We start from the raw sequence: 5,350 nt of genomic DNA, 5'->3' as shown, positions 1-5,350 counted from the left end.
ACACTACGAGATCAACCGCTTGCCGCTTGTAGTCATCCGTAAACGACCGACGTTGACGTCCTTCCATCCGACACCTCCTGGCTCTTCGAGCCTACTACAGGTGTCCATCAATTCGGAGGAGGTTCAGGACATTCCGGCTCGCGCCATTCGGGTCGTGATGAAATGCTGCGGCGAGCCGATGCTTGAGAGGGCGCTTGGCCTTCAGAGGTTGCGGCAGCTGAAGCGGAGATATGGGGAGATCAGCGCACAGTTCGCGGCGCTCTGATCGTTTCTGCATGCCCACCAATCCCGGTAGGCGATTGCTTGGCGGCGCCTTGCTAGAATCCACTACCGGGATTTGCGGCACGTGATAGGGACAGCGCCTTCCATGCTTGCTCCATTCCAGGTGGAATGCGCCGAGTCACGTTCGTCGCCAACCGTCCCGGAAGTGCGGATGCGGCAGGCAGCGCCCCCTATCCAAGACCCCCTGGTCGATATGGGCGCCGAGTCGCATCCGCGCTGCTTTCCACAGACATCGATTTATCAATGGGCGTAGTCTTCAACCCCTTACCGACCGAGGGTCGCGAGGTGGTTCAGTCTGTGTAAGGAATGTCACCTTACAAAACGCCCCTAAAATCAGTGGCTTAAAGCGGATTTGGCGTTGACAGAAACGGCGCGGTTGTGCATTGTATAGTTGCGCAGTCGATAGATTGCGCGGGGCCTAAGAACCCCATTAAAGGCGCCCACAGCGCCGAGCTTCGAACGGCGCTTTTTTGTGTCCGGCTTTCCGTTCGACGTTCCGCTATGGCGGGAGGGCCGCGCTAAGGCTGGAAACACCACGAATAAGCGCGCCTGTGCTCTACAGGTTCTTAGCCTCCCGCCGCCAGCGGAGGCTTCCATCAGTCTCTGCGGGGTTTCACTAAGAAGCCTGTAGGGGAACTAAAATGGAAGTCATTCGCAACGTCTCGAACTCGAAGATCGCCGAGACTGATCGCCCAAGCGCCTGGCGACGACCAGTCCTGGTAGTTGTGCCACGGGCTTTCCGGACGATACTTTCCGCCGTCAGCTTCAGGCGCTTGAGGCTGGCCATGTTGAAGTTAGCGGCGCGTGGTAGGGGACAGCGCTTTTTCTCTAAGCGGGCGCCGCGTCACGTTGCCGCTAACTTCTACCATAGGTCCAAATGGACGGTGATCATCAGCGTGACAAACCTTCGCCCGCAGAGCTGAGACGTTCGGAGCGGATACTACGCGCCGATCAGATCGCGCCTCGGGGCCCCACTAAGGCCGACGCGGGCCGCCTATTGTGGTTGCTCCAAGGACGCGTTCGACACGTGGATTGACCTTGCCCCCATATGTGGAACGGCCCGCGTGGCAAGAGCTTTTTCAGTCGATTTCACATATTCGGTGCGGTCATATGTCCGGCCTTTGCGCGCGGCACATGGCCGCTGGCCTCGATGAGATCCGCGGAACGAGGGGCTAAATCAAGTTTACGCGTTTGAGCGCATTGGGGGCAGTAGCTTCACTCGTTTCGGGATGTCGTCCCATGGGTTCATCGGCTGTTGTTGCACCTTGCCCTCTGCCGGCCTGCGCCGGTCAGATCGCTTTGGCGGTCACTGCGTCCATCAGACGGCGGCGGCAGTCAGCGGGTCGGGACGTCGGTACGTCCCGCCCTTGTTCAGAAGCGCCCAGATGATCCGCGCCGTCTTGTTGGCCTGCGCGACCGCGGCAACCTTGAAGGGCCGTCTGGCGAGAAGCGCCTTCAGCCACGGCCGCGCCCGAGCGTCGTTTCGGACAACCCGCAAGACGGCCGTCGCCCCGACAACGAGCAGAGAGCGGAGTTCCGGATTTCCCATCTTCGATATTCCTCCCAGTCGCTCTTTGCCTCCGCTTGAATGAGGCCGCGGCGTCAATCCGAGCCAGGCGGCAAAGTGGCGAGCCGACTTGAACCCGCCGGGATCCGGCACGAGCGCCTTGATGGTCGCCGCCGTGATGGCGCCGACGCCAGGTATCGTGGTCAACCGACGCATGTCCTCGTCGTGCTTGGTCTCCACAACAATCGCGCGCTCGAGCCTCTCGATTTGGTCGGCTGAAGCTTCAATCTGGTCGACAATAGCCCTCAGCGCGAAGCGCGCTGCTGCGGGCAGGCGAGCATCTGTCTCATCCCGTACGATTGCGATCAGCGCCTCAACCTTTGCAAGGCCAGCGGTGGCGATGATGCCCAATTCAGCCAGATGCGCGCGCAACGCGTTGACCGCCTGCGTTCGCTGCCGCACTAGAAGAGCGCGGGTCTTCAGCACCATCGCGGCAGCCTGTTGCTCGGCCGTCTTGATCGGGACCAAGCGCATGGTCTTGCGGGTCACCGCTTCGCTGATGGCCTCCGCGTCCGCCGCATCCGTTTTGCCTCGCTTGACGAAGGGTTTAACATAAGCCGGGGGAATGAGCCGCACCTCATGACCGAGAGCTGCGATCTCGCGCGCCCAATAGTGGGCGCTACCGCAGGCTTCCATCCCCACCAGGCATGGTGGCACTTTCTCGAAGAAGCGCAGAACCTCGCTGCGCCGCAATTTCCTGTTGAACACGGGCGAGCCCTCCGCATCCGCGCCGTGAACCTGGAAAACGTGCTTGGCCAAATCTAACCCGATGGTGCTAACCTGTTTCACGGAACGGTCCCTCCTTTGTGGCGTTCGAACAACGACCACGTTCTAGCACTTTGATGCAGTTGGAGCGGGCCGTTCCACCACATCAAGTTTTATCCAGTCCTGAGTTCGCCCCGGCTGTTGGATTTAGCCGAATGGGCGGTGGTAGCGACGGGAGCTGGTGCGGAGCCATCGGCATAGCGCAGCGCCAGATCCCGTCGCGGGTTGCAGGTGAAGGCAAACTCCGATGGTGTTTTCCATCCGAGTTGCGAGTGAGGTCGCGTATCGTTGTAGTCGGCCCGCCAATGTCCGAGTTCGACGCGGGCCTGGGCCAGCGACGTGAACAGCGTCTCGTTCAACAATTCGTCTCGGAGACGGCCATTGATGGGGAAGACGGCCCCGCTCCCTCGGCGCCGCGATATACTGGCGATGTACGGACCCGCTAACAGGAGCTATTCCCTATGAAAGTCGCGACAATTGGATTGGACATTTCGAAGCACGTGTTTCACATCCATGCAGTTGACAGCCAAGGCCAAGTGACCAGTCGCCAGCGCCTCCGGCGAGGCGAGATCATGTCGTTCTTCTCCTCGCTCGCACCTTGCTTGGTCGGCATCGAGGCTTGCGCGACCGCTCTCACTGGGCGCGGGAGATTCGGCAGTTTGGACACGATGTAAGATTGATTCCGCCGGCCTATGTCAAACCCTACGTACGAAGAGGAGCCAAGAATGACGCTGCTGACGCGGCCGCGATCTGCGAAGCCGTCACCCGTCCAAATATGCGGTTCGTTCCAATCAAGAGCGTCGAGAACCAAGGGTTCTTGATGCTTCATCGTGCAAGAGGCTTGCTGGTCCGCCAGCGAACCATGACAGCCTGCGCCATTCGGGCTCACTTTGCTGAGTTCGGAATCATCCTCGGGCAAGGCCGGCAACGGGTGGATGGTCTGGTGGACTTGTTGGATGACGAGGGGTTGACGCTGCCGTCCCATGCCCGCATCGCACTGGCCGTTCTTATGAACCAACTGAAGGAATTGGACCGGCAGGTCGAGGCCATCGAGCGCGAGCTAGCTCAGATCCAGCGAGTAAATCCGATGGCGAAGTTGCTGTCCTCGATTCCCGGGATCGGTCCCATAACGGCCACGGCTCTCGCCGCGACCGTACCGGACGCGACCATGTTCCGCTCCGGGCGGGAGTTCGCGGCCTGGCTTGGCCTGACGCCTAAGCAGAATTCCACTGGCGGGAAGGATCGGCTCGGCCGGATTACGAAACAGGGCGATTCCTATCTCAGGCACTTGCTTGTCATCGGAGCACGTAACGTCGTTCGGTACCCAAAGGCACGCTCCCGGGTTGGAGGCGGCTGGATCGAAGCCCTGCTTGAACGGCGTCGGCCCATGGTCGTCGCCGTCGCCGTTGCCAACAAGTTGGCCCGGATCGTCTGGGCGATGATGACGACCGGAGAATTCTATCGGTCAAAGCTCGCGGCCTGACTTTCCGCGTATGTTGGCCACCTTATGGTGTGTAGGGCAAATGACAGCATGATGGACACCGGCGGAGCTGGGGATCGAGCAAGCCCGAAGAGCTTTAAGCGCAACAAGCGCGACCCGTTGATGAGGCCTCGATCCGCGATCTCCATCAGGGCCAGCGGCCATGGCATCGGTCGCACTAACAGGCCGTATACATGAACGCACCCGACCGATATCCAAAATGCTGTAAAAACCTCTTGCACCCGCGGGGCCGTCTATACATGAAGCTTTCGATGAAGGCATTCTGCGTCGGCTTGCCGGGCGCGATGTAATGCCAGGCGACGCGGCTCTGATCGGCCCATGTCAGGATGGCGTTGCTGGTCAATTCGGTGCCGTTGTCGCTGACCACCATTTTGGGCTTGCCGCGCTCGATGATCAGCCGGTCCAGCTCCCGCGCCACCCGGGAGCCCGACAGCGAGGTGTCGGCCACCAACGCCAGGCATTCGCGCGTGCACTCGTCGACCACGGTCAGGATGCGGAAGCGGCGGCCATCGGTGAGCTGGTCCGAGACGAAGTCGAGCGACCAGCGGTCATTCGGCACTATCGGCACCACCATCGGCGCCCTGGTCCCGAGCGCCCGCTTGCGGCCACCACGGCGACGGACCGCGAGCCTCTCTTCCCGGTAGAGCCGGAACAGTTTCTTGTGGTTGACCAGATAGCCCTCCCGCCTGAGCAGAACATGCAGGCGCCGATAGCCGAAGCGACGGCGCACCTCGGCAATCGCTCTCATGCGTTGGCGTAGGGCCGCGTCATCCGCCCGGGTCGTCCGATATCTGATGGTCATGCGGCAACAGCCGATGGCTTTACACGCCCGCCGTTCGCTCATCTCGTGGGCCTCCATGAGATGGGCGACAGCTTTCCGCTTCCCCGCGGGCGTCACCACTTCTTTCCCAGGAGATCCTTTAACGCAGCATTGTCCAGCATGGCGTCGGCCAAAAGCCGCTTCAGACGCGTGTTCTCATCCTCCAGCGTCCTCAGCCGCTTGGCCTCCGATACCTCCATCCCGCCAAACTTGGCTTTCCATTTGTAGATGCTGGCATCGCTGACGCCGTGCTTCCGGCACAGATCGGCAACCGACACGCCAGCTTCGTGCTCCTTCAAAATCCCGATGATCTGCTTCTGTATTCGGTCTGCTTCTGTCAATCCCTTAAGAGCGCGTGCCGCGGGTACCTTGCTTCTGTTCGTGGTCGGCAAAGCCGCCACACGATGGGATTCGG

At 60.8% G+C, this 5,350-nt stretch carries 2 protein-coding genes and 3 pseudogenes; 2 read left to right on the top strand and 3 right to left on the bottom strand.

All coding sequences use genetic code 11. The features are described from left to right. Window positions 1-265: hypothetical protein (locus tag I6F36_RS38230; RefSeq protein ID WP_225145768.1), on the top strand; the 265-nt coding region annotated here is incomplete at its 5' end. 1,335 nt (window positions 266-1,600) lie between these two features. Here the strand turns inward: I6F36_RS38230 and I6F36_RS38225 are convergent. Further along, window positions 1,601-2,638 (bottom strand): IS110 family transposase, encoded by a 1,038-nt coding sequence (locus I6F36_RS38225; RefSeq protein WP_225143600.1) that lies wholly within the window; start codon window positions 2,636-2,638, stop codon window positions 1,601-1,603. A gap of 89 nt (window positions 2,639-2,727) precedes the next feature. Further along, window positions 2,728-2,997: pseudogene (locus tag I6F36_RS38220) on the bottom strand (transposase); the annotation flags it as partial. Between the two features lie 78 nt (window positions 2,998-3,075). Here I6F36_RS38220 and I6F36_RS38215 point away from each other — a divergent pair. Then, a pseudogene (locus I6F36_RS38215) lies at window positions 3,076-4,097 on the top strand (IS110 family transposase). Between the two features lie 259 nt (window positions 4,098-4,356). On the opposite strand, the pseudogene I6F36_RS38210 reads toward I6F36_RS38215, so the two are convergent. Continuing rightward, window positions 4,357-5,276: pseudogene (locus I6F36_RS38210) on the bottom strand (IS3 family transposase); the annotation flags it as partial. Window positions 5,277-5,350 lie beyond the last annotated feature (74 nt).

It is taken from the genome of Bradyrhizobium sp. BRP19, from assembly GCF_020194195.1.
In the GTDB taxonomy this organism is placed as follows: Bacteria; Pseudomonadota; Alphaproteobacteria; order Rhizobiales; family Xanthobacteraceae; genus Bradyrhizobium; species Bradyrhizobium yuanmingense.
The sequence above is the reverse complement of the archived record's forward strand: the minus strand, read 5'-3'. Positions and strand labels throughout refer to the sequence as shown.